The 24,510-nt window shown below is 69.1% G+C and carries 23 protein-coding genes; 20 read left to right on the plus strand and 3 right to left on the minus strand.

From position 1 onward, the window contains the following. The 3 genes from GTW08_RS26535 to rplL form a co-directional block, all read left to right on the plus strand. A partial coding sequence (locus GTW08_RS26535; protein WP_161152691.1) for a nuclear transport factor 2 family protein occupies positions 1-621 on the plus strand: 621 nt, incomplete at its 5' end. A gap of 309 nt (positions 622-930) precedes the next feature. Beyond that, the gene (rplJ, locus tag GTW08_RS26540) at positions 931-1,497 is read left to right on the plus strand and encodes a 50S ribosomal protein L10 (protein WP_020622230.1); all 567 of its coding nucleotides are present in this window, start codon (positions 931-933) and stop codon (positions 1,495-1,497) included. A 42-nt stretch (positions 1,498-1,539) separates the two neighbouring features. Beyond that, positions 1,540-1,929 (plus strand): 50S ribosomal protein L7/L12, encoded by a 390-nt coding sequence (rplL, locus tag GTW08_RS26545; RefSeq protein ID WP_062397856.1) that lies wholly within the window; start codon positions 1,540-1,542, stop codon positions 1,927-1,929. A gap of 67 nt (positions 1,930-1,996) precedes the next feature. Here the strand turns inward: rplL and GTW08_RS26550 are convergent, their stop codons facing one another. Next, entirely contained in the window at positions 1,997-3,679 is a 1,683-nt protein-coding gene (locus tag GTW08_RS26550) for an AMP-binding protein (protein WP_161152692.1), read from the minus strand. After that, complete coding sequence (locus tag GTW08_RS26555) at positions 3,679-4,629, minus strand: cyclase family protein (protein WP_237454217.1); 951 nt, start codon at positions 4,627-4,629, stop codon at positions 3,679-3,681. The genes GTW08_RS26550 and GTW08_RS26555 overlap by 1 nt, the downstream gene beginning before the upstream one ends. 538 nt (positions 4,630-5,167) lie before the next feature. On the opposite strand from GTW08_RS26555, the gene GTW08_RS26560 reads away from it, so the two are divergent. Further along, the gene (locus GTW08_RS26560; protein WP_073576475.1) at positions 5,168-8,677 is read left to right on the plus strand and encodes a DNA-directed RNA polymerase subunit beta; all 3,510 of its coding nucleotides are present in this window, start codon (positions 5,168-5,170) and stop codon (positions 8,675-8,677) included. 47 nt (positions 8,678-8,724) lie between these two features. Next, positions 8,725-12,636: a DNA-directed RNA polymerase subunit beta' gene (locus GTW08_RS26565; RefSeq protein WP_073576474.1), complete on the plus strand. Its 3,912-nt coding sequence runs from the start codon at positions 8,725-8,727 to the stop codon at positions 12,634-12,636. 138 nt (positions 12,637-12,774) lie between these two features. Here the strand turns inward: GTW08_RS26565 and GTW08_RS26570 are convergent, their stop codons facing one another. Beyond that, positions 12,775-13,734, minus strand: a complete 960-nt coding sequence (locus GTW08_RS26570) for an alpha/beta hydrolase fold domain-containing protein (protein WP_083658783.1) — start codon at positions 13,732-13,734, stop codon at positions 12,775-12,777. 579 nt (positions 13,735-14,313) lie between these two features. Between GTW08_RS26570 and rpsL the strand changes: the two genes are divergently transcribed. From rpsL to rpsQ, 15 genes are all read left to right on the plus strand, one after another. Continuing rightward, entirely contained in the window at positions 14,314-14,688 is a 375-nt protein-coding gene (rpsL, locus tag GTW08_RS26575) for a 30S ribosomal protein S12 (RefSeq protein ID WP_020622943.1), read from the plus strand. Further along, positions 14,688-15,158: a 30S ribosomal protein S7 gene (gene rpsG, locus GTW08_RS26580; RefSeq protein WP_073576473.1), complete on the plus strand. Its 471-nt coding sequence runs from the start codon at positions 14,688-14,690 to the stop codon at positions 15,156-15,158. The genes rpsL and rpsG overlap by 1 nt, the downstream gene beginning before the upstream one ends. A 48-nt stretch (positions 15,159-15,206) precedes the next feature. Next, entirely contained in the window at positions 15,207-17,309 is a 2,103-nt protein-coding gene (gene fusA / locus GTW08_RS26585) for an elongation factor G (RefSeq protein WP_073576472.1), read from the plus strand. Between the two features lie 146 nt (positions 17,310-17,455). Then, positions 17,456-18,649 (plus strand): elongation factor Tu, encoded by a 1,194-nt coding sequence (gene tuf, locus GTW08_RS26590; RefSeq protein ID WP_073576471.1) that lies wholly within the window; start codon positions 17,456-17,458, stop codon positions 18,647-18,649. A gap of 489 nt (positions 18,650-19,138) precedes the next feature. Further along, positions 19,139-19,444, plus strand: a complete 306-nt coding sequence (gene rpsJ / locus GTW08_RS26595; protein ID WP_003938093.1) for a 30S ribosomal protein S10 — start codon at positions 19,139-19,141, stop codon at positions 19,442-19,444. Between the two features lie 16 nt (positions 19,445-19,460). After that, on the plus strand, positions 19,461-20,147 hold the full coding sequence (gene rplC / locus GTW08_RS26600) for a 50S ribosomal protein L3 (RefSeq protein ID WP_161152693.1): 687 nt from the start codon (positions 19,461-19,463) through the stop codon (positions 20,145-20,147). After that, positions 20,144-20,818 carry a 50S ribosomal protein L4 gene (rplD, locus tag GTW08_RS26605; RefSeq protein ID WP_073576470.1) on the plus strand — a complete coding sequence of 225 codons (675 nt, stop codon included), beginning with the start codon at positions 20,144-20,146 and terminating at the stop codon, positions 20,816-20,818. The genes rplC and rplD overlap by 4 nt, the downstream gene beginning before the upstream one ends. Continuing rightward, positions 20,815-21,114 carry a 50S ribosomal protein L23 gene (rplW, locus tag GTW08_RS26610; RefSeq protein WP_020622937.1) on the plus strand — a complete coding sequence of 100 codons (300 nt, stop codon included), beginning with the start codon at positions 20,815-20,817 and terminating at the stop codon, positions 21,112-21,114. Before rplD ends, rplW begins: the two co-directional genes overlap by 4 nt. A 16-nt stretch (positions 21,115-21,130) precedes the next feature. Beyond that, positions 21,131-21,964, plus strand: coding sequence for a 50S ribosomal protein L2 (gene rplB, locus GTW08_RS26615; RefSeq protein WP_073576468.1), 834 nt, complete (start codon positions 21,131-21,133; stop codon positions 21,962-21,964). Between the two features lie 15 nt (positions 21,965-21,979). Continuing rightward, positions 21,980-22,261 (plus strand): 30S ribosomal protein S19, encoded by a 282-nt coding sequence (rpsS, locus tag GTW08_RS26620; protein ID WP_062397841.1) that lies wholly within the window; start codon positions 21,980-21,982, stop codon positions 22,259-22,261. Between the two features lie 37 nt (positions 22,262-22,298). After that, positions 22,299-22,718, plus strand: coding sequence for a 50S ribosomal protein L22 (gene rplV, locus GTW08_RS26625; RefSeq protein ID WP_073576467.1), 420 nt, complete (start codon positions 22,299-22,301; stop codon positions 22,716-22,718). Then, on the plus strand, positions 22,718-23,563 hold the full coding sequence (rpsC, locus tag GTW08_RS26630; RefSeq protein ID WP_020622933.1) for a 30S ribosomal protein S3: 846 nt from the start codon (positions 22,718-22,720) through the stop codon (positions 23,561-23,563). The genes rplV and rpsC overlap by 1 nt, the downstream gene beginning before the upstream one ends. A 3-nt stretch (positions 23,564-23,566) precedes the next feature. After that, positions 23,567-23,986, plus strand: coding sequence for a 50S ribosomal protein L16 (gene rplP / locus GTW08_RS26635; RefSeq protein WP_020622932.1), 420 nt, complete (start codon positions 23,567-23,569; stop codon positions 23,984-23,986). Further along, entirely contained in the window at positions 23,986-24,231 is a 246-nt protein-coding gene (rpmC, locus tag GTW08_RS26640) for a 50S ribosomal protein L29 (RefSeq protein ID WP_020622931.1), read from the plus strand. Before rplP ends, rpmC begins: the two co-directional genes overlap by 1 nt. Further along, the gene (rpsQ, locus tag GTW08_RS26645; protein ID WP_062397834.1) at positions 24,228-24,503 is read left to right on the plus strand and encodes a 30S ribosomal protein S17; all 276 of its coding nucleotides are present in this window, start codon (positions 24,228-24,230) and stop codon (positions 24,501-24,503) included. The genes rpmC and rpsQ overlap by 4 nt, the downstream gene beginning before the upstream one ends. Positions 24,504-24,510: the final 7 nt, after the last annotated feature.

A 24,510-nucleotide genomic window follows, 5' to 3' on the forward strand; every position in this document is an offset into this window, starting at 1 on the left:
GCCCCCGGCACCGACGCCCCCGGCACCGACGCCCCCGGTACCGACGCCGCCGACGCCCCGGCCGACGCCGACGGCACCCCGCGTCGCCGGTCGCTGCTGTCCGCCCCGACGACCCGGCGCGCGACCGGCCTGCTGCTCGCCGTCACGGTGCTGCTCGTCGCGGCCGCCGCGTTCTTCGGTGCCGAGTGGTACCGCACGACCTTCACCGGGTCGGCGTCCAACACCGCGCTCACCGACGTCGGCACCACCGCGCAGGTCAGCGAGCAGGTCGGTGAGGCGATCACGAAGGTCTACTCCTTCGACTACGCCCGCCTCCAGCAGGCCGAGGACGACGCCCGCGGCGTCATCACCCCGGGCTTCCAACCGGAGTTCGACAAGATCTTCGGCAGCGTGAAGGATCTCGCCCCGCAGCAGAAGGCCGTGGTCACCGCGACGATCCCGAAGCTCGCCGTGGCGAGCATCGACGGCGACCGCGCGACGGTCTACGCCTTCGTCAACCAGGTCATCCGCCGTCAGGCCGACGGCGGCGCCCCGCAGGAGGGCTCCGCGGCGGCGCGGCTGCGGGTCGACGCCCAGTTCGTCGACGGCCGCTGGAAGATCTCCGCGATGACGCCGGCCTGAGCAGGCCCACCCCGCCGTACCCCCGGGTGAACCGGGGGTACGGCGAGGGGCTACAGTTGCTCTCGATCCACCGAAGACCGCAGGTCCGCGTCCTTCCCGAAGGGCGTACGAAGGTTCCGGGAACGTCCGGACGGCCCGCGCAGGAGGACGAGGCGACACCGGGCGCGCGAGTGCCCCACGAACTTCCGACGCCCCGTGCTGCTGCGCACGGGGCGTTCGTCGTCTCCGGGGTCGGAGTGGGAACTGCGTCGGTGGCACCCCCAAGCACGTCCCACGTGCACGAGACCGACCCCCGAGAGGAGGGCAGCGATGGCAGCACCTGAGAAGGTCGCAGCGGTCGAGGAGATCACCAACCGCTTCCGCGAGTCGGACGCCTCGGTCGTGACCGAGTACCGCGGGCTCAGCGTCGCCAAGCTGACCCAGCTGCGCCGGGACCTGGGTTCGGACGCGAACTTCCGCGTCGCGAAGAACACCCTGGTCAAGCGCGCGGCGGCGGAGGCCGGGGTCCAGGGCCTGGACGACCTGCTCGCCGGCCCGACGGCCATCACCTTCATCAAGGGTGAGCCCGTCGAGGCCGCGAAGGCGATCAAGCAGTTCGCGAAGGACAACCCCGGTCTGACGATCAAGGGCGGGTACATGGACGGGCGCGCCCTGTCCACCGCCGAGGTCGAGCAGCTGGCGGACCTCGAGACCCGCGAGGTCCTGCTGGCCAAGCTGGCCGGCGCGATGAAGGCCAACCTGTCCAAGGCCGCCGGGCTGTTCAACGCCCCGGCCTCGCAGGTCGCCCGCCTCGCGCAGGCGCTGGCCGACAAGAAGGCCGAGTCCGGCGAGTCCGCCGCCCCGGCCGAGGCCGACGGCGACTCCGCCGAGAGCTGATCACCACCCCCATCTGTCTTTCGTAGAGAAAGGACCGCCACCATGGCGAAGCTGTCCACCGACGAGCTGCTCGACGCCTTCAAGGAGCTCACCCTGCTCGAGCTCTCGGACTTCGTGAAGAAGTTCGAGGAGACCTTCGAGGTCACCGCGGCCGCCCCGGTCGCCGTCGCCGCCGCGGGTGCCCCCGCCGCCGGTGCCGCCCCCGCCGAGGAGGAGAAGGACGAGTTCGATGTCGTCCTCGAGGCCGCCGGTGACAAGAAGATCCAGGTCATCAAGGTCGTCCGTGAGGTCGTCTCGGGCCTGGGCCTGAAGGAGGCGAAGGACCTCGTCGAGTCCGCGCCGAAGCCGCTGCTCGAGGGTGTCGCCAAGGAGGCCGCCGAGGCCGCCAAGACGAAGCTCGAGGAGGCCGGCGCCAAGGTCTCGCTCAAGTGACCTGAGCACCGCTCGCACGACGGGGCGCCGACCCACCGGGTCGGCGCCCCGTCGTCGTCTCCACCGGTCAGGTCTGCTCGCGGGCCCGCAGCTCGCGGCGCAGCACCTTGCCCGTGACGGTCTTGGGCACCTCGTCGAGCAGCTCCACCTGCCGCGGGTACTTGTAGGCCGCCATCCGCTCCCTGGTGAACGCGATCAGCTCCTCCGGGGTGGCCGAGGCACCGGCCCGCAGTGACACGAACGCCTTGACCGTCTCGCCCCGGTACTCGTCGGCGACGCCGACCACCGCGGCCTCCCGCACCGCGGGGTGCTCGTAGAGCACGTCCTCCACCTCACGCGGCCACACCTTGTAGCCACCCGCGTTGATCTGGTCCTTCTTGCGGTCGACGATGTAGAACCAGCCGTCGGCGTCCATGTAGCCGACGTCCCCCGTTCTGAGTTCGGGCTGCGCGAGTTCTCCGGTGGGGAACGCGTGGGCCGTCTCCTCGGGCTTGCCCCAGTAGCCCGCGACGACCTGCGGCCCGGACGTGCAGATCTCCCCGATCTCGCCGGGCGGGAGCTCCGCGCCGTCGTCGTCGAGGATGCGCACGACGGTGCCGTAGATCGGGACGCCCACCGACAGTGCCCCGGACGCGGAGTCCACCGGCCCCTGGGTGCCGATCGGCGTCGCGTGCGACGGCGAGGTGGTCTCGGTCAACCCGTAGATGTTGTGGATCCACAGCCCGAACGCCTCGTGGAACGCGGTGACCGTCGACGGCGGGATCGGCGCCCCGCCCGAGCAGATCGTGCGCAGCGACGCGAGCGCCTCCCGGTCGGCGTTCGGGGCGTTCATCAGCGCGATGAACACGGTGATCGCCCCGACGGTCAGGGTCGGCCGGTGTTCCCGGATGACGTCGACGCCCAGCGACGGCTCGAACCGGTGGAACAGCACCAGCGGCGCGGCCAGGTACTGGGCGAGGGTCACGTGCGCGATCAGCCCGGTGATGTGGAACAGCGGGGCGATGCCGAGGACGACCTCGTCGTCGCCGAGGCCGCACCAGGTGGCGTAGGCCTGGCTGGTGAAGACGACGTTGCCGTGGGTGTTCATCGCGCCCTTGGGCGGCCCGGTGGTCCCCGAGGTGTAGGTGAGGAACGCCGTGTCGCCGGCGGCGAACGACGCCGGCGGGGGAGTGCTGCCCCGGTGCGTCCCCAGGAACGCGCCGAGGTCGGTGACGTCGTCGCCGGACAGGTCCGGCCGCGCGGTCCCGGGGAGCGCACGCGGGTCGTCACGGGTCTGGAACTCGCGCTCGGAGGTGGTGAGCACGGTGCGCACACCCGGCTGCCCGGCCAGCACGGTCCGCGCGACGCCGTCGTAGAGCGACTCCAGGCACACCAGCACCGACGACCCGGAGTCACGCAGCAGCAGCTCCAGCTCCCGTTCCCGGTTCATCGGGTTGACCGACACCGCGACGCCGCCGGCCTTCCAGGTGCCGACCAGGCCGAGGACGAACTGCGGCACGTTCTGCAGGTACATCGCGACCCGCTCGCCCGCGGTGAACCCGCCGGCGAGCAGCCCGGCGGCGAAGGCGTCGGTGAGCTCGTCGAGCTCGCGGTAGGTGAGCGCGCCGTCGAAGTAGCGGATCGCGTCGCCGTCGGGGTTCCGCGCCACCGCGGCGCGGAACATCGACAGCGCGTCCGGGAAGTCCGGGGTGATGTCGTGCGGCTGGCCCTCGGCGTAGCGGGCCAGCCAGGGGCGGTCGGCGTAGGACATCAGCGGATCACGATCGGGTTCACCGGTGCCCCCGTGCCGTTGACGACCTTGAGCGGGGCCGCGGCGTAGAGGAAGCTCCACCGTCCGTCGGCGGCGCAGGCGTCGGCGAGGTCGTCGAGCCAGGCGATCTCGGTGAGCGCGACGCCGAGGTTGCGCATCAGCGCGCAGTGCAGCGGGAGCGCGACGCCGGTGTGCGGCTCGCTGGTCACCTCGTTGGCGATCGTGTCGGTGACGAGGTTCGGGATCTCCTTGCGCTGGAACCACTCCACGAGCTCGCGTGAGTAGGTGAGCCCGGGCTCGGTGAAGTCGGTGTAGAAGGTGGCCGGGTCGTTGAGCTCGTACCAGTACTTCATCCATCCGGTGCGGATGACGAGCACGTCGTGCGGCTCGATGTCGACTCCCTGTGCCTGCGCGGCGGCCTCGAGGTCGGTGTGGTCGAAGGTCTCGCCCTTGTCGAGCCACTCCTTGCCGCGGTGCCGGGCCATGTCGATGAGCACGCCCCGCCCGACGACGCCCTTCTCCGCGATCGGCAGCACCGAGGCCCGGTCCATCGCGTCGACGGTGGAGCGCGCGTCGTAGCCGTTCCAGAGCTTGCCGTCGTACCAGACGTGGCCGAGCGCGTCGTACTGCGTGGAGCCCTGCAGGAAGATGAGGGCGGTGTCGTCGGCGTAGTGCAGACCGCCGGGGAACTGCGGTGCGTCGGCCGAGTCCCAGGTGCCCTCGTCCATGACGTTCTGGCGCTTGATGCCCTCGCGGCCCGGCCACAGCGGGTCGCCCGGCGCCTCGGTGCGTCCCATGTGGATCTGCAGGGTGAACACCTCGCCGGAACGGACGTGCTGCACGCCCCGCAGGACCTCGCCCGCGTCCAGGTAGTTCAGGCAGCCGAGCTCGTCGTCGGGACCCCACTTGCCCCAGTTGCTGGGGGCGTCGTCACCGAGGAGCTCGCGCATGGGAGGAGTGCTGTCGGACATCGTCGTCCTTTCGTCGCCGCCGGCCGTCACCGACCTGTGACCGATCGTTGGCGTCCCGACGACACCGTGTCAACCGTCACGCGGATCGCCCCGGACGGGCGTCGGTGGACCGGTCGTCCCGGCAGGATGACCGCTCGTCGACGAAGTGGGACTTGACTCGGTGCGGCGTGCAGGTCACCCTTGGGCAACGGTGGTTGCCTGGATGCTGGAATCGGCGACCTGTCTCGACAGCTGCGCTCGCAGCGTCTATAGTCATTCTTTGCGCTGTCTGCGTCCAGGCTCACGCGCTCATGACCGGGGAAGACTTCCGGACCGATCCGTCGGCCGCCGGAGAGGGTTCGGCGGACATGGGTGCGGGGGTTTCGTTCGTCCGTCAGCGCCCGACAACAGACGGCGTGCGACGTGGCCGGCTACCGGCTTCTCGATCCGGGGGGGACCCCGATCGGATCGAGGGAGACGGTAGCGCCCGCCACCGGCGCACGCCAGACGAGAAGCGCAGTTCTCGGAAGGACGCATCTTGGCTGTCTCCCGCGCCGCCGCGACCACCTCGACCCTCTCCGCTTCGGCGAACCCGAACTACCCCGGCGCACCCACCCGGGTCACCTTCGCGAAGATCGCCCAGCCGTTGGAGGTCCCCGACCTTCTCGACCTGCAGATCCAGTCGTACGAGTGGCTGGTCGGCAGCGAGGCCTGGTTCCAGCGCCGGATCGAGGCCGGTGACGATCTCCCGGTGAGCGGTCTGGAGGAGATCCTCACCGAGATCTCGCCGATCGAGGACTTCTCGGGCTCGATGTCGCTGTCCTTCTCCGACCCCCGCTTCGACGAGGTCAAGGCCTCCGTCGAGGAGTGCCGGGACAAGGACATGACCTACGGTGCCCCGCTGTTCGTGACGGCGGAGTTCACGAACAACACCACCGGTGAGATCAAGTCCCAGACGGTCTTCATGGGCGAGTTCCCCGTGATGACCGACAAGGGCACCTTCATCATCAACGGCACCGAGCGCGTCGTCGTGTCGCAGCTCGTCCGTTCGCCGGGTGTCTACTTCGACCACGCGATCGACAAGACGACCGAGAAGGACGTCTACTCGGTCAAGATCATCCCGAGCCGGGGTGCGTGGCTGGAGTTCGACGTCGACAAGCGCGACACCGTCGGTGTCCGCATCGACCGCAAGCGCCGTCAGCCGGTCACCGTGCTGCTGAAGGCCCTGGGGTGGACCGCCGAGCAGATCGGTGAGCGTTTCGGGTTCTCCGAGACGATCATGACGACGCTCGAGAAGGACAACACCGCGGGCCAGGACGAGGCGCTGCTCGACATCTACCGCAAGCTGCGCCCCGGCGAGCCGCCGACGCGCGAGTCGGCCCAGGCGCTCCTGGAGAACCTGTTCTTCAAGGACAAGCGCTACGACATGGCCAAGGTCGGTCGTTACAAGGCCAACAAGAAGCTCGGCCTCGACATCGAGAACTCGGTCGGCACGCTGACCGAGGAGGATGTCGCCACCACCATCGAGTACCTCGTCCGGCTGCACGCCGGCGAGACCACGATGGCCGTGGGCTCCGGTGACTCCGCGCGGGAGATCCCGGTCGAGACCGACGACATCGACCACTTCGGCAACCGGCGCCTGCGCACCGTCGGCGAGCTGATCCAGAACCAGGTCCGGGTCGGTCTGTCCCGCACCGAGCGGGTCGTCCGCGAGCGGATGACCACCCAGGACGTCGAGGCCATCACGCCGCAGACCCTGATCAACACCCGGCCGATCACGGCCGCGATCCGGGAGTTCTTCGGCACCTCGCAGCTGTCGCAGTTCATGGACCAGCACAACCCGCTGGCCGGACTGACCCACAAGCGCCGCCTGTCGGCGCTCGGCCCGGGTGGCCTGTCCCGTGAGCGTGCCGGCATGGAGGTCCGTGACGTCCACCCGTCGCACTACGGCCGTATGTGCCCGATCGAGACCCCCGAGGGTCCGAACATCGGTCTGATCGGCTCGCTGGCCTCGTTCGCGCGGGTCAACCCGTTCGGCTTCATCGAGACGCCGTACCGCAAGGTCGTCGACGGCGTCGTCACCTCGCAGATCGACTACCTGACCGCCGACGAGGAGGACCGCTTCGTCGTCGCCCAGGCCAACGCCCAGCTCAACGAGGACGGCTCGTTCGCCGAGGAGCGCGTCCTGGTCCGCCGCAAGGGCGGCGAGGTCGACCTGATCTCGCCCTCGGGCGTGGAGTACATCGACGTCTCGCCGCGCCAGATGGTGTCGGTCGCGACGGCGATGATCCCGTTCCTCGAGCACGACGACGCGAACCGCGCGCTGATGGGCGCGAACATGCAGCGCCAGTCGGTGCCGCTGCTGCGCTCGGAGTCGCCGCTGGTCGGTACCGGCATGGAGCTGCGTGCCGCCGTCGACGCCGGTGACGTCGTCACCGCCGAGTCCGCCGGTGTGGTCGAGGAGCTGTGCGCCGACTACATCACCGTCATGGACGACGAGGGGCAGCGTCAGACCTACCGTCTGAACAAGTTCCGCCGCTCGAACCAGGGCACCTGCAACAACCAGAAGCCCATCGTCGACGAGGGCGCGCGGGTCGAGGTGGGCCAGGTGCTCGCCGACGGTCCCTGCACCGAGAACGGCGAGATGGCGCTGGGCAAGAACCTGCTCGTGGCGATCATGCCGTGGGAGGGCCACAACTACGAGGACGCGATCATCCTGTCGCAGCGCCTCGTGCAGGACGACGTGCTCACCTCGATCCACATCGAGGAGCACGAGATCGACGCGCGCGACACGAAGCTGGGCGCCGAGGAGATCACCCGGGACATCCCGAACGTCTCCGAGGACGTGCTGGCCGACCTCGACGAGCGCGGCATCATCCGGATCGGCGCCGAGGTCCAGCCCGGCGACATCCTGGTCGGCAAGGTCACGCCCAAGGGCGAGACCGAGCTGACCCCGGAGGAGCGCCTGCTCCGCGCGATCTTCGGTGAGAAGGCGCGCGAGGTCCGCGACACCTCGCTGAAGGTGCCGCACGGCGAGAACGGCAAGGTCATCGGCATCCGGGTCTTCTCCCGCGACGACGACGACGAGCTGGCCCCGGGCGTCAACGAGCTGGTCCGCGTCTACGTGGCCCAGAAGCGCAAGATCTCCGACGGCGACAAGCTCGCCGGCCGGCACGGCAACAAGGGCGTCATCGGCAAGATCCTCCCGCAGGAGGACATGCCGTTCCTCCCGGACGGCACGCCGGTCGACATCATCCTGAACACCCACGGTGTGCCGCGTCGTATGAACATCGGCCAGATCCTGGAGACCCACCTCGGGTGGATCGCCAAGTCCGGCTGGGAGATCGAGGGCACGCCCGAGTGGGCGGCGCAGATGCCCGAGGAGCTCTACTCGGTGCCCGCCGACACGAACACCGCGACGCCGGTGTTCGACGGTGCGCGCGAGCACGAGATCACGGGTCTGCTGGGCTCGACCCGTCCCAACCGGGACGGTGAGCGGATGGTCGGTCCGGACGGCAAGGCGCAGCTGCTCGACGGCCGCTCCGGTGAGCCGTACCCGTTCCCGGTCGCGGTCGGCTACATGTACATCCTGAAGCTGGCCCACCTGGTGGACGACAAGATCCACGCCCGGTCGACGGGCCCCTACTCGATGATCACCCAGCAGCCGCTGGGCGGTAAGGCACAGTTCGGTGGCCAGCGCTTCGGTGAGATGGAGTGCTGGGCGATGCAGGCGTACGGCGCCGCCTACACCCTGCAGGAGCTGCTGACGATCAAGTCCGACGACGTCGTGGGCCGCGTGAAGGTCTACGAGGCGATCGTCAAGGGCGAGAACATCCCGGAGCCGGGGATCCCCGAGTCGTTCAAGGTGCTCCTCAAGGAGCTGCAGTCGCTCTGCCTGAACGTCGAGGTGCTCTCCAGCGACGGTGCGGCGATCGAGATGCGGGACGCCGACGACGAGGACCTCGAGCGTGCCGCGGCGAACCTGGGCATCAACCTGTCCAGCCGCCCGGGCTCGGAGTCGATGACCGTCGACGACGTCGTCAACTGACCCCCGTCCGACCAGCCGCCCTTTAAACGAAGAAACAGAGGACATACGTGCTCGACGTCAACTTCTTCGACGAACTGCGCATCGGCCTGGCCACCGCCGAGGGCATCCGCCAGTGGTCGCACGGTGAGGTCAAGAAGCCCGAGACCATCAACTACCGCACCCTGAAGCCGGAGAAGGACGGGCTCTTCTGCGAGAAGATCTTCGGTCCGACCCGGGACTGGGAGTGCTACTGCGGCAAGTACAAGCGCGTCCGCTTCAAGGGCATCATCTGCGAGCGCTGCGGCGTGGAGGTCACGCGCGCCAAGGTGCGTCGTGAGCGGATGGGCCACATCGAGCTGGCCGCCCCGGTCACGCACATCTGGTACTTCAAGGGCGTCCCGAGCCGGCTGGGCTACCTGCTCGACCTGGCCCCCAAGGACCTCGAGAAGATCATCTACTTCGCGGCGTACGTGATCACCTCGGTGAACACCGAACTGCGGCACAACGACATGTCCACGCTCGAGAACGAGATGAGCGTGGAGCGCCGTCGGGTCGAGCAGACCCGCGACGCCGACCTCGAGGCCCGCGCCCAGAAGCTCGAGGCCGACATCGCCGAGCTCGAGGCCGAGGGTGCCAAGGGCGACGTCCGCCGCAAGGTCAAGGACGGCGGCGAGCGCGAGATGCGTCAGCTGCGCGACCGTGCCCAGCGCGAGCTGGACCGGCTCGACGAGATCTGGACGACGTTCACCAAGCTCGACGTCCAGCAGCTCATCGCGGACGAGTCCATCTACCGCGAGCTCTACGACCGCTACGGCGACTACTTCACCGGCGCCATGGGTGCCGAGGCGATCCAGAAGCTGCTGGAGAACTTCGACATCCCCGCCGAGGCCGAGAAGCTGCGCGAGATCATCCGGTCCGGCAAGGGCCAGAAGAAGCTGCGTGCGCTCAAGCGCCTGAAGGTCGTCGCGGCGTTCCAGACCACCGGCAACTCGCCGATGGGCATGGTGCTCGACTGCGTGCCGGTCATCCCGCCGGACCTGCGTCCGATGGTGCAGCTCGACGGTGGCCGCTTCGCGACCTCGGACCTGAACGACCTGTACCGCCGGGTCATCAACCGGAACAACCGCCTCAAGCGACTGATCGACCTGGGCGCGCCCGAGATCATCGTCAACAACGAGAAGCGGATGCTCCAGGAGTCCGTCGACGCGCTGTTCGACAACGGCCGCCGTGGCCGGCCGGTGACCGGTCCGGGCAACCGCCCGCTCAAGTCGCTGTCCGACCTGCTGAAGGGCAAGCAGGGCCGGTTCCGCCAGAACCTGCTCGGCAAGCGCGTCGACTACTCGGGCCGTTCGGTCATCGTCGTCGGCCCGCAGCTGAAGCTGCACCAGTGCGGTCTGCCCAAGCAGATGGCGCTGGAGCTGTTCAAGCCGTTCGTGATGAAGCGCCTGGTGGACCTCAACCACGCGCAGAACATCAAGTCCGCCAAGCGGATGGTCGAGCGCGGCCGCTCGCAGGTGTGGGACGTGCTCGAGGAGGTCATCTCCGAGCACCCCGTGCTGCTGAACCGTGCGCCCACGCTGCACCGTCTCGGCATCCAGGCCTTCGAGCCGCAGCTGGTGGAGGGCAAGGCCATCCAGCTGCACCCGCTGGTCTGCGAGGCGTTCAACGCGGACTTCGACGGTGACCAGATGGCGGTGCACCTGCCGCTGTCGGCCGAGGCGCAGTCCGAGGCCCGCGTGCTGATGCTGTCGTCGAACAACATCCTGTCCCCGGCGTCGGGTCGCCCGCTGGCGATGCCGCGTCTGGACATGGTCACGGGTCTGTACCACCTGACCCGTCTCCGGGAGGACGCCCACGGCGCCGGGAACCACTACGGCTCCGCGGCCGAGGCGATCATGGCCTACGACCGCAAGGTCCTCCACCTGCAGGCGCCGATCAAGATCCGGCTTCCGCAGGTTACCCCGACCCCGGGCTCGGACGCCGGGACCGTGACCGAGGACGGCGTCTGGACCGCGGAGACCACGCTCGGGCGGGTGCTGTTCAACGAGCTCCTGCCGGCGGACTACCCGTTCGTCAACGAGCCGCTGCCGAAGAAGCGCCAGGCCACGATCGTCAACGAGCTGGCCGAGCGCTACTCGATGACCGAGGTCGCGCAGGTCCTGGACCGGCTGAAGGACGCGGGCTTCTACTGGGCCACGCGCTCCGGCGTCACGATCTCGATCGCGGACGTGCTGGTCCCGCCGGCCAAGGCGGGCATCCTCGAGGAGTACGAGGCGAAGGCCGACCAGATCAACAAGCGCTACCAGCGTGGTGCCCTGTCGCACCAGGAGCGCAACGACGAGATGGTCAAGATCTGGAGCCGGGCGACCGAGGAGGTCGCCAAGGCGATGGAGCAGAACTTCCCCGAGGACAACCCGATCCCGACGATCGTGCAGTCCGGGGCCGCGGGCAACATGACCCAGATCCGCCAGCTGGCGGGTATGAAGGGTCTGGTCGCGAACCCCAAGGGCGAGTTCATCCCGCGTCCGATCAAGGCCTCGTACCGCGAGGGCCTGTCGGTGCTGGAGTACTTCATCTCCACGCACGGCACCCGTAAGGGTCTGGCGGACACCGCGCTGCGGACCGCGGACTCCGGGTACCTGACCCGTCGTCTGGTCGACGTGTCGCAGGACGTCATCGTCCGCGAGGTCGACTGCGGCACCGAGCGTGCCATCCCGATGGCGGTCACCGAGGAGACGAGCGACGGTCGGTTCATCCCGCACCGTTACCTGCGTACCTCGGTGTACGCCCGGACCTCCGGCGAGGAGATCACCGCGGCGGACGGCACCGTGCTGGTGCGCAAGGGCGACGACCTCGGCGACGCCGTGCTGGACGCGCTCGTCGCGGCCGGCGTCAAGACGGTCCGGGTCCGCTCCGCGCTGACCTGCGCCTCGGCCACCGGTATCTGCGGCATGTGCTACGGCCGATCGATGGCCACCGGCAAGCTGGTGGACGTCGGCGAGGCCGTCGGCATCGTCGCCGCGCAGTCCATCGGTGAGCCCGGCACCCAGCTGACGATGCGTACGTTCAAGCAGGGTGGCGTCGCGGGTGACGACATCACGACCGGTCTGCCGCGTGTCACCGAGCTGTTCGAGGCCCGGGTCCCGCGCGGTAAGGCGCCGATCGCCGACGTCGACGGCCGCATCCGCATCGAGGACGGCGACCGGTTCTGGAAGATCACGCTGATCCCGGACGACGGCGGCGAGGAGATCGTCTACGAGAAGCTGTCCAAGCGGCAGTGGCTCGGGATGACCACCGTCGACGGCACCGAGCGTCCGCTCGCGGACGGCGACCACGTGACGGTCGGCCAGCTGCTCCTCGAGGGCATGGCGGACCCGCACGAGGTGTTGCGTGTCATGGGCCCGCGTGAGGTGCAGTTGCACCTCGTGCGTGAGGTGCAGAAGGTGTACCGCACGCAGAGCGTGGACATCCACGACAAGCACATCGAGGTCATCGTCCGGCAGATGCTGCGCCGGGTCACGATCATCGACTCGGGTGCGACCGAGTTCCTGCCCGGCGCACTGGCCGAGCGGGGCGAGTTCGAGTCGGAGAACCGCCGGGTCGTCGCCGAGGGGCTGGAGCCGGCCTCCGGCCGTCCGGTCCTGATGGGGATCACCAAGGCCTCGCTGGCGACGGAGTCGTGGCTGTCCGCGGCCTCGTTCCAGGAGACCACCCGCATCCTCACCGATGCCGCGATCAACGGAAAGCGCGACAAGCTCGTCGGGCTCAAGGAGAACGTGATCATCGGTAAGCTGATCCCGGCGGGTACCGGCATCAACCGGTACCGCAACATCCAGGTCCAGCCGACCGAGGAGGCCCGCGCGGCCGCCTACGCACTGCCGAGCTACGACGACGGCTACTACAGCCCCGACGTCTTCGGCACGGGCACCGGTGCCGCGGTGCCGCTGGACGACTACGACTTCGGTCGCGACTACCGCTGAGGTAGTTGTCCGGTCCGGACCCACGACGGTGGGTCCGGACCGTGACCGGACAGGTCCCGGACGGGGCCGGACACCGCGCTCCCGTGGCGGTGCCCGGCCCCGTTCGTGCGTTCCGGGGCTGTACGCGGGGTGCGGGCCTCAGCGCAGGCAGTCCGCCCGCAGGGCCAGGCCCAGGGTGCGCAGCGAGGCGTCGGCCTCCGCCAACAGCCCGGCCAGCGTCGGGAAGGCGTGCCACATGCCGGGCGCGCGCTCGTAGGTGACCGGTGTCCCGGCCGCGCGGGCGCGCTCGACGAGGGTGTCGGCGTCGTCGACGAGGATCTCGTCGGCACCGGCGACGACGTGGACCGGCGGCAGCCCGGCCAGGTCCGCGTCGAGAGGCAGGAGCTCGGGGGCGCCGGTGTGCGGGCCCGCGTAGTCGGTGACGGCGTCGGGCAGCCACGACGGATCCAGCATCGCGTCGGAGGCGACGTTGCGGGTGAGCGCGTCCGCGGTGCAGGACAGGTCCAGCCAGGGCGAGATCAGTCCGATGGAGCCCGGGAGATCCTCGCCGGTCGCACGCAGCCGCAGCAGCAGCGACATGGTCAGCCCGCCGCCCGCGGAGTCGCCGGCCACCGCGATGTGCCGGGCCGGGATCCCCGCGGCGCGCAGGGCGGCCCAGGCGGCGTACGCGTCGTCGAGGGCGGCCGGGAACGGGTGCTCCGGGGCGAGCCGGTAGTGCGGAGCGAGGACCGCGCTGCCGGTGGCGTGCGCGAGCCCGGCGAGCAGCGGCCGGTGCGACGCCGAGGACCCCACGAGGTACCCGCCGCCGTGCAGGTAGAGCACCCGGTGCGGGGCCAGCGGCCCGGGAGGTGCGACGACCGCGGTGGGCACGCCGCCCAGCGTCCCGAGGTCGCGGCGGGTGCCGCGGGGGAGCGGGAGCGAGGCGCCGATGAGGTCGAGTCCACGCCGTCTCAGGGCGACGGGTAGTGTCGGGGCGAGCAAGGGCGCGATGAGTGCGCGCGTGGCGAGGCGGTTGACGGCCGTCGGCAGGTGCATACCGGACCGTAACCGTCCCTCCGTCGCCACCGTCCACAGGGTGATCCACACCGTGATCGACACGGCGGGATCGTGCTGTGGCGCAGTCATCGCCCACACCGATCCGACCGCGACGAGCGGCCGTCGATCTGCGACGAGCGGGTGAGTCCGCTTGCCAGTGACGGCGTCGTACGGCATCGTCGGGTCATCACAGGTCTCCTCCGGGGCGTCGTCCCGGGGGATCCGAGGACCATCGAAGCCCCCGATGGTCCCGAAGGCAGGTCCGAGGCGAACGCCCGGAACGGACCCGCTTTGACCGTGTCGAAGAGGGCCGGGTATTCTCATGTCCTGTGCTCGGCTCCGGTCGGGCAGGTCCGCGTGTCCCGTGGTGTGCACCGATCCGTTGGTTCCGACCCTCAGATCTGTGGTTGCGCCCCGGAGCAGGGCACGCCGGACGTCCCGACAGCCTCCGCGGGGCCCTTCCGGCCCCGAGCGTGCCCGGGACGACACGCCCGACCTCGGGGTCCGGCGCGACGGTGGCGGAGTCCGGCGAGAGCCGGTGGCCACGCCGGCGCCCGGGGCCCCGGGACACCGAACGAAGATCACCAGTGTCACGGCGAGCGAGACAGTCGAGCCACGTCGACGGGAAGAAGTAGACGGTTCATGCCCACGATCCAGCAGCTGGTCCGCAAGGGCCGCGAGGACAAGGTCTCCAAGACCAAGACCGCCGCGCTCAAGGGAAGCCCTCAGCGCCGCGGGGTCTGCACCCGCGTGTACACCACCACGCCCAAGAAGCCGAACTCGGCGCTGCGCAAGGTCGCCCGTGTGCGCCTGTCCAGCGGCATCGAGGTCACCGCGTACATCCCCGGTGAGGGCCACAACCTGCAGGAGCACAGCATCGTGCTCGTGCGCGGCGGTCGTGTGAAGGACCTCCCCGGCGTGCGCTACAAGGTCATCCGTGGGTCCCTGGACACCCAGGGCGTGAAGAACCGCAAGCAGTCCCGCAGCCGCTACGGCGCGAAGAAGGAGAAGAGCTGATGCCCCGCAAGGGCCCCGCCCCGAAGCGGCCGCTGGTCTCGGACCCGGTCTACGGCTCGCCGCTGGTCACCCAGCTGGTGAACAAGGTCCTCCAGGACGGTAAGCGGTCGCTCGCCGAGCGCATCGTCTACGCCGCCCTCGAGGGGACCCGTGACAAGACCGGCACCGACCCGGTGGTCACGCTGAAGCGCGCTCTCGACAACGTGAAGCCGGCCCTCGAGGTCCGCAGCCGCCGTGTCGGTGGCGCGACCTACCAGGTCCCCGTCGAGGTCCGTGCCGTCCGGCAGACCACGCTCGGGCTGCGCTGGCTGGTCACCTACTCCGGCCAGCGCCGTGAGAAGACCATGGTCGAGCGCCTCATGAACGAGCTGCTCGACGCGAGCAACGGCCTCGGTGCCAGCGTCAAGCGGCGCGAGGACATGCACAAGATGGCGGAGTCGAACCGCGCCTTCGCCCACTACCGCTGGTGACCGGCCGACCGTCGGGCGCCCACTCGCGATCGAGGGAGAGCTGAGCTAGTGGCAGCACAGGACGTGCTGACGGACCTCACCAAGGTCCGCAACATCGGCATCATGGCCCACATCGACGCCGGTAAGACGACCACCACCGAGCGGATCCTGTACTACACCGGGATCAACTACAAGATCGGTGAGGTCCACGACGGCGGCGCCACCATGGACTGGATGGAGGAGGAGCAGAAGCGCGGCATCACGATCACGTCGGCCGCGACGACCTGCTTCTGGAAGAACCACCAGATCAACATCATCGACACCCCCGGGCACGTCGACTTCACGGTCGAGGTGGAGCGCAACCTCCGCGTCCTCGACGGTGCGGTCGCGGTGTTCGACGGCAAGGAGGGGGTCGAGCCGCAGTCCGAGCAGGTCTGGCGGCAGGCCACCAAGTACGACGTCCCCCGCATCTGCTTCGTCAACAAGATGGACAAGCTGGGCGCGGACTTCTACTACACGGTCCAGACCATCAAGGACCGGCTGAACGCCACTCCGCTGCCGCTGCAGATCCCGATCGGCTCCGAGAGCGACTTCATCGGCGTCGTCGACCTGGTCGAGATGCGCGCGCTGACCTGGCGTGGCGAGGTCGCCAAGGGCGAGGACTACACCGTCGAGGAGATCCCGGCGGATCTGCAGGCCAAGGCCGAGGAGTACCGCACGGCGCTGGTCGAGGCCGTCGCCGAGACCGACGACGAGCTCATGGAGCTCTACCTCGGTGGCGAGGAGCTGACGACCGAGCAGATCAAGACGGGTATCCGCGCGCTGGTGACCAACCGCGCCGCGTACCCGGTCCTGTGCGGCTCGGCCTTCAAGAACAAGGGTGTCCAGCCGATGCTGGACGCGGTGATCGCGTACCTGCCGTCGCCGTACGACCTCCCGCCGGTCGAGGGCTTCCTCACCGACGGCGAGACCCCGGCGACCCGCAAGCCGTCGAAGGACGAGCCGTTCTCGGCGCTGGCCTTCAAGATCGCCGCGCACCCGTTCTTCGGCAAGCTCACCTACATCCGGGTCTACTCGGGTCAGGTCGCCGCCGGCGCCCAGGTCATCAACTCGACCAAGGACCGGAAGGAGCGCATCGGGAAGGTCTTCCAGATGCACTCCAACAAGGAGAACCCGGTCGACGAGGCCATCGCGGGCCACATCTACGCGGTCATCGGTCTGAAGGACACGACCACCGGCGACACGCTCTGCGACCCGCAGAACCCGATCGTCCTCGAGTCGATGACCTTCCCGGACCCGGTCATCCAGGTCGCCGTCGAGCCCAAGTCGAAGGCGGACCAGGAGAAGCTCTCGCTGGCGATCCAGAAGCTGGCGGAGGAGGACCCGACGTTCCAGGTCTCCCTGGACGACGAGACCGGCCAGACCATCATCGCCGGCATGGGCGAGCTGCACCTCGAGGTGCTGGTCAACCGGATGAAGTCCGACTACAAGGTCGAGGCCAACATCGGTAAGCCGCAGGTGGCCTACCGGGAGACCATCAAGAAGGCCGTCGAGAAGTTCGAGTACACGCACAAGAAGCAGACCGGTGGCTCGGGTCAGTTCGCCCGCGTCATCATCAAGCTCGAGCCGCTCACCAGCGGTGACGGTGCGCTGTACGAGTTCGAGAACAAGGTCACCGGTGGCCGTGTCCCGCGGGAGTACATCCCGTCGGTCGACGCCGGTGCCCAGGACGCCATGCAGTACGGCATCCAGGCCGGCTACCCCGTCGTCGGTGTGAAGCTCACGCTGCTGGACGGTCAGTACCACGAGGTCGACTCCTCGGAGATGGCCTTCAAGGTCGCCGGTTCGATGGCGTTCAAGGAGGCGGCCCGCAAGGCGAGCCCCGCCATCCTCGAGCCGATGATGGCCGTCGAGGTGATGACGCCCGAGGACTACATGGGTGACGTCATCGGCGACCTGAACTCCCGCCGCGGCCAGATCCAGGCCATGGAGGAGCGGGCCGGTGCCCGTGTCGTGAAGGCGACCGTGCCGCTGTCCGAGATGTTCGGCTACGTCGGCGACCTGCGGTCGCGGACCCAGGGCCGGGCGAACTACACGATGGTCTTCGACTCCTACGCCGAGGTTCCGGCGAACGTGGCGAAGGAGATCATCGCGAAGGCCACGGGCGAGTAAGAGCTCCCCGGGGCGGGCCCCAGTGCCCGACCTGCTCGGAGGGTGCGGTCCGCGGATCGGTAAGGTCCGCGGCCCGCACCACCCGACACCCACAGACCTGCCGTCAGCACGGCGGAGTACAGACACGAGTCCAGGAGGACCCAGCAGTGGCGAAGGCGAAGTTCGAGCGGACCAAGCCGCACGTCAACATCGGCACCATCGGTCACATCGACCACGGCAAGACCACGCTGACGGCGGCCATCACCAAGGTTCTGCACGACAAGTACCCGAACCTCAACGAGGCTTCGGCGTTCGACATGATCGACAAGGCGCCGGAAGAGCGCCAGCGCGGTATCACGATCTCCATCGCGCACGTCGAGTACCAGACCGAGAAGCGGCACTACGCGCACGTCGACTGCCCCGGGCACGCCGACTACGTGAAGAACATGATCACCGGTGCCGCCCAGATGGACGGCGCGATCCTGGTGGTCGCCGCGACCGACGGCCCGATGCCCCAGACCCGTGAGCACGTGCTGCTCGCGCGTCAGGTCGGCGTGCCGTACATCGTCGTCGCCCTGAACAAGGCGGACATGGTCGACGACGAGGAGATCATGGAGCTCGTCGAGATGGAGGTCCGCGAGCTCCTGTCGGATCAGGACTACCCGGGCGACGACCTCCCGATCGTGCGCGTCTCGGCGCTGAAGGCGCTCGAGGGCGACGACAAGTGGGCCGAGGCCATCGTCGAGCTCATGGACGCGGTCGACGAGGCCATCCCGGAGCCCGAGCGCGACATCGAGAAGCCGTTCCTCATGCCCGTCGAGGACGTCTTCACGATCACCGGTCGCGGCACGGTCGTCACCGGCCGTATCGAGCGCGGCATCGTCAAGGTCAACGAGACCGTCGACATCGTCGGCATCCGGCCGAACAAGACCTCGACCACCGTCACCGGTGTCGAGATGTTCCGCAAGATCCTCGACGAGGGTCGCGCCGGCGAGAACGTGGGTCTGCTCCTGCGCGGTATCAAGCGTGAGGACGTGGAGCGCGGCCAGGTCGTCGTGAAGCCGGGCTCGATCACGCCGCACACCGAGTTCGAGGGCCAGGTGTACATCCTGGGCAAGGACGAGGGCGGCCGTCACACCCCGTTCTTCAACAACTACCGTCCGCAGTTCTACTTCCGGACGACCGACGTGACCGGCGTCGTGACCCTCCCGCAGGGCACCGAGATGGTCATGCCGGGTGACAACACCACCATGAGCGTTCAGCTGATCCAGCCGATCGCCATGGAGGAGGGCCTGCAGTTCGCCATCCGTGAGGGTGGCCGCACCGTGGGCGCCGGCCAGGTCACCAAGATCAACGCGTGATGTGACGGGGCCGTCCCCCGGGGCGGCCCCGTTACCCACCCCCCGGTCGAGGGTGCCGCACAGCGGTGTGTCATCCTTGACGGGTTGCACGATGAGCATGGCGCGTGGAAGCGCCGCCTCTGTTCCCGGTCTCCCCGGTAGTCCAGGGGTCGCGCACCACGCGCCATGTTCGTTGTCACCCCCGGTTCTGCGGTCCGCTGCGTTACCGGGGAGATTCCGAGCGACATGCCCGCCCCAGATGGGGGTGGGACGCGGTGACCCGGGCACAACCATGCGGGCAGGGCGCGACACGCCCGACCTCGTGGACCGGAGAGCCCCGGCAGGACGAGTGCTCCAGGGAACTGGACGCGCGACTCCGGGCCGACAGAGACCTGAACAGAGCACGGGCCGCAGCCGGCCCGCCGGACATCCGGTGGCAGCACGGCGCGAGTTCTTACGGGGCCGAACCGCGACACCCCCGCGGCAGGAAGAAGAGGACGACCGACGACCATGGCGGGACAGAAGATCCGCATCAGGCTCAAGGCCTATGACCACGAGGCAATCGACGCGTCTGCTCGCAAGATCGTGGAGACCGTGACGCGTACCGGTGCCCGGGTCGTCGGCCCCGTGCCGCTGCCTACCGAGAAGAACGTGTACTGCGTCATCCGCTCGCCGCACAAGTACAAGGACTCGCGCGAGCACTTCGAGATGCGCACGCACAAGCGACTCATCGACATCCTCGACCCGACGCCCAAGACGGTCGACGCGCTCATGCGCATCGACCTGCCGGCGAGCGTCGACGTCAACATTCAGTGACGGCGGGGTGGAGACGATGACTGCTGCATTCAAGAAGACGACTGCCACCAAGCAGACGAAGAAGGTCACCGGCCTCCTGGGCACCAAGCTCGGGATGACCCAGTTGTTCGACGAGAACAACCGCATCGTGCCGGTCACCGTGGTCCAGCTCGGACCGAACGTCGTGACGCAGGTGCGCTCGCAGGAGACCGACGGCTACACCGCCGTCCAGCTGGCCTACGGGGCCATCGACCCGCGCAAGGTGAACAAGCCGGAGTCCGGCCACTTCGCCAAGTCCGGCGTCACCCCCCGTCGCCACGTCCTGGAGCTCCGCACCTCCGACGCCGCCGAGTACGCCACCGGCCAGGAGGTCACCGTCGAGGCGTTCGCCGAGGTGGCCGAGGTCGACGTGGTGGGCGTGACCAAGGGCAAGGGCTTCGCCGGTGTCATGAAGCGCCACGGGTTCAAGGGCCTGGGCGCCTCGCACGGCACGCAGCGCAAGCACCGTTCGCCGGGCTCCATCGGCGGCTGCGCCACCCCGGGCCGCGTGTTCAAGGGTGTGCGGATGGCCGGCCGGATGGGTTCCGACCGCCAGACCACGCAGAACCTGAAGGTCCACCGGGTGGACGCCGAGCGCGGGCTGCTGCTCGTCAAGGGCGCCGTCCCCGGTCCGCGCGGTGGCCTCGTCGTGGTGAAGACCCCCGCGAAGGGTGATGGCAAGTGAGCACCGTGCAGATCAAGACTCCCGAGGGTTCCGCCTCCGGCAGCGTCGAGCTGCCGGACCACGTCTTCGACGTGACGGCGAACATCGCCCTCATGCACCAGGTGGTGACCGCGCAGCTCAACGCCGCGCGTCAGGGCACGCACGACGTGAAGGGTCGCGGCGAGGTCCGCGGCGGTGGCAAGAAGCCGTACCGGCAGAAGGGCACCGGTCGCGCCCGTCAGGGCTCGATCCGTGCGCCGCAGTTCGCCGGTGGTGGCATCGTCCACGGCCCGACGCCCCGCGACTACTCGCAGCGGACCCCGAAGAAGATGAAGGCCGCCGCCCTGCGTGGCGCCCTCTCCGACCGGGCCCGCGCCGGCGCCGTGCACGTCGTGTCCGCCTTCTCCGAGGGCGACGCACCGTCGACCAAGGCCGCCCGCAAGGCGATCGAGGCCGTCGTGCCCGACGCGCGCCGGGTGCTCGCTGTCGTCGAGCGCTCCGCGGAGAACGCTCTGCTGAGCCTGCGCAACCTGCCGCAGGTCCACCTGATCGCGCCCGACCAGCTGAACACCCACGACGTGCTCGTCAACGACGTCGTGCTGTTCACGCAGGCGGCGCTGGACGAGTTCCTGGCCGGCCCGATCGCGAAGCCGAAGGCTGCCGGCCGCCGCGCTGAGGAGGCCGACAAGTGATCACGGACCCGCGGGACGTGCTGCTCGCGCCGGTCGTCTCGGAGAAGAGCTACGGGCTGCTCGACGAGCGCCAGTACACCTTCGTCGTGGCACCGGACGCGAACAAGACCCAGATCAAGATCGCCGTGGAGAAGGTGTTCGGGGTCAAGGTGACCAGCGTGAACACGCTGAACCGCCCGGGCAAGCGCAAGCGCTCCCGCACCGGCTACGGCAAGCGCAAGGACACCAAGCGCGCGATCGTCACGCTCTCCGAGGAGAGCAAGGCGATCGACGTGTTCGGTGGCCCGGCGAGCTGAGGGAGCGAGCTGACCCATGGCCATTCGTAAGTACAAGCCGACCACCCCGGGCCGTCGTGGCTCGAGCGTGTCGGACTTCGCCGAGATCACCCGGGACACCCCCGAGAAGTCGCTGCTGCGCCCGCTGCACAACAAGGGCGGCCGCAACGCGCACGGGCGGATCACCACCCGTCACCAGGGTGGCGGACACAAGCGCGCCTACCGTCTGATCGACTTCCGTCGTAACGACAAGGACGGCGTGCCGGCGAAGGTCGCGCACATCGAGTACGACCCGAACCGCACCTCGCGGATCGCACTGCTGCACTACGCCGACGGCGAGAAGCGCTACATCATCGCGCCGGCGAAGCTCAAGCAGGGCGACAAGATCGAGAACGGTCCCCGGGCCGACATCAAGGTGGGTAACAACCTGCCGCTGCGCAACATCCCGACGGGCACCGTGGTGCACGCGATCGAGCTCCGCCCCGGTGGCGGCGCCAAGATCGCGCGCTCGGCCGGTGTCGGCGTCCAGCTGGTCGCCAAGGACGGGCCCTACGCGCAGCTGCGGATGCCCTCCGGCGAGATCCGCTACGTCGACGTGCGCTGCCGCGCCACCGTCGGCGAGGTGGGCAACTCGGAGCACGCCAACATCAACTGGGGTAAGGCCGGCCGTATGCGGTGGAAGGGCAAGCGCCCGACCGTCCGTGGTGTCGTCATGAACCCGGTGGACCACCCGCACGGTGGTGGTGAGGGCAAGACCTCCGGTGGCCGCCACCCGGTGAACCCGGCCGGTACGCCCGAGGGCCGTACCCGCCGCAACAAGCCGTCCGACAAGTTGATCGTCCGCCGGCGTCGTACCGGCAAGAAGCGCTGAGCAGGGAGGTAAGACATGCCGCGCAGCCTGAAGAAGGGCCCCTTCGTGGACGACCACCTGCTCAAGAAGGTGGACGTCCTCAACGAGTCCGGCAAGAAGACCGTCATCCGCACGTGGTCCCGTCGGTCCACGATCATCCCGGACATGATCGGTCACACCATCGCCGTGCACGACGGCCGCAAGCACGTCCCGGTGTTCGTGTCCGACTCGATGGTCGGTCACAAGCTGGGCGAGTTCGCCCCCACCCGGACCTTCCGGGGTCACATCAAGGACGACCGCAAGGCGCGTCGGCGCTAGTAGCCGGCCCGAGTAGCGACTAGGAGAGGTGGAGAAAATGGCAGAGACCACTGCCGAGACCACCGGCGCTGCGCTCGAGCCGACTCGTGCGCGCGCCGTGGCGCGGTTCGTCCGCAGCTCGCCGATGAAGACCCGTCGTGTCGTGGACCTGGTCCGCGGCCTGCCGGTCGACGAGGCGCTGGCGATCCTGCGGTTCTCGCCGCAGGCCGCGGCGGAGCCCGTCGCGAAGGTCGTGGCGAGCGCCGCGGCCAACGCCGAGAACAACCTGGACCTGGACCCGGAGACCCTCGTGGTCGCCGTGGCGATGGTCGACGAGGGCCCGACGCTGAAGCGGATCCGGCCGCGCGCCCAGGGGCGTGCGTACCGCATCCGCAAGCGGACGAGCCACATCACCATCGAGGTCGAGTCGGTTCCGCAGAAGGCCGGCCGTCGTGGTGCGAAGGGGAGGGCCCGCTGATGGGGCAGAAGATCAACCCGCACGGCTTCCGCCTGGGCATCACCACGGACTGGAAGTCGCGCTGGTACGCCGACAAGCAGTACTCCGAGTACGTCAAGGAGGACGTCGAGATCCGCCGCATGCTCTCCAAGGGCATGGAGCGGGCCGGCATCTCCAAGGTCGAGATCGAGCGCACCCGCGACCGCGTGCGGGTGGACATCCACACCGCGCGCCCGGGCATCGTGATCGGCCGTCGTGGCGCGGAGGCCGACCGGATCCGGGGCAACCTCGAGAAGCTGACCAAGAAGCAGGTCCAGCTGAACATCCTCGAGGTCAAGAACTCCGAGTCCGACGCGCAGCTCGTCGCCCAGGGCGTCGCCGAGCAGCTGTCGAACCGGGTCGCGTTCCGGCGTGCGATGCGCAAGGCCATCCAGTCGGCCATGCGCAGCCCGCAGGTCAAGGGCATCCGGGTCCAGTGCTCGGGCCGCCTCGGCGGTGCCGAGATGTCGCGGTCGGAGTTCTACCGCGAGGGTCGGGTCCCGCTGCACACGCTGCGTGCGGACATCGACTACGGCCTGTTCGAGGCCCGGACCTCCTTCGGCCGCATCGGCGTGAAGGTCTGGATCTACAAGGGCGACGTCGTCGGTGGCCGCCGCGAGGGCGTCCCGGCCGCCGCCGAGGCCCCGGGCCGTGGCCCGCGCCGTGAGCGTCCGGCCCGGCGCCGTTCCGGTGCCTCGGGCACCACTGCGACCAGCACCGAGGCCGGGCGTGCCGCGCAGAGCGCGGGCCAGGCCGGCGGCGCCGCGACGGCGACCGCCGAGGCCCCGGCCTCCGGTGAGAACCAGAGCAACGGTGGGGAGAGCTGACCGATGCTGATCCCACGCAAGGTCAAGCACCGCAAGCAGCACCGTCCCAAGCGCAAGGGCATGGCCAGCGGTGGTACCGCGGTCACCTTCGGCGACTGGGGCATCCAGGCGCTGGAGCCGGCCTACGTGTCGAACCGGCAGATCGAGTCGGCGCGTATCGCGATCAACCGGCACATCCGTCGTGGCGGGAAGATCTGGATCAACGTCTTCCCGGACATCCCGATGACCAAGAAGCCGGCCGAGGTCCGCATGGGTTCCGGTAAGGGTTCGCCCGAGAAGTGGGTCACGAACGTCAAGCCGGGCCGGGTGCTCTTCGAGATGAGCTTCCCGAACCGCGAGGTGGCGCACGAGGCCCTGACCCGTGCGATCCACAAGCTGCCCATGAAGTGCCGGATCGTGTCCCGTGAGGGTGGTGACATCTGATGGCGAGCAGTGGCAACACCAAGGCCGCCGAGCTGCGCGAGCTCTCCGACGAGGAGCTGGTCGTGCGTGTCCGGGAGGCCAAGGAGGAGCTGTTCAACCTCCGCTTCCAGATGGCCACCGGGCAGCTGGACAACAACCGGCGGCTGCGGGCCGTCCGTCACGACATCGCGCGGTGCTACACCGTGATGCGCGAGCGTGAGCTCGGCCTTTCCGCCGCACCGACCGAGAGCGAGGGCGCGGCGTGAGCGACGAGCAGAAGAACGACGAGCGCGGGGAGCGCAAGGTCCGCGAGGGCCTGGTCGTGTCCGACAAGATGGAGAAGACGATCGTCGTCTCCCTCGAGGACCGGGTGAAGCACCCCCTGTACGGCAAGGTCATCCGCCGGACCAGCAAGGTCAAGGCGCACGACGAGGGGAACACCGCCGGTATCGGCGACCGTGTCCGCCTCATGGAGACCCGTCCGCTGTCGGCGACCAAGCGCTGGCGGCTGGTGGAGATCCTCGAGAAGGCCAAGTAGGAGTCGA

It is taken from the genome of Pseudonocardia sp. SID8383 (genome assembly GCF_009864975.1).
Lineage (GTDB): Bacteria > Actinomycetota > Actinomycetes > Mycobacteriales > Pseudonocardiaceae > Pseudonocardia > Pseudonocardia alni.